The sequence below is a fragment of the Vibrio anguillarum genome, assembly GCF_001989995.2.
Classification (GTDB): domain Bacteria; phylum Pseudomonadota; class Gammaproteobacteria; order Enterobacterales; family Vibrionaceae; genus Vibrio; species Vibrio anguillarum.
On sequence record NZ_JAHGUP010000243.1, the window covers coordinates 1 to 241 of the forward strand.

At 46.5% G+C, this 241-nt stretch carries 1 protein-coding gene; it reads right to left on the reverse strand.

Annotated elements, in window-relative coordinates; genetic code table 11:
• Positions 1 to 35: 35 nt before the first annotated feature.
• Positions 36 to 241, reverse strand: a 206-nt coding sequence (locus PL85_RS18710; protein WP_215809376.1) for a transposase domain-containing protein, incomplete at its 5' end; no start/stop codon positions are given.

The following is a 241-nucleotide window of genomic DNA, read 5'->3' on the forward strand; positions in this document are numbered from 1 at the left end:
GTATGCGCCCCATAATCCCACGGGGCGTTTTAATTTCAGTGTGAGACGTTCCAAGGCAGAAGAGAGTTAATATCAGGCTCTGGCTTTGCCAGTTCTTTCATACATTTGACCATGTAATCGTAGAGTATCAGTCCGTTCGCTTTCGCCGTCTCGATGATGCTATACAGCAAAGCACTCGCATCAGCACCAAGCGGATTCGTCGAGAATAACCAATTTTTTCTGCCAATGACCAGCGATTTGA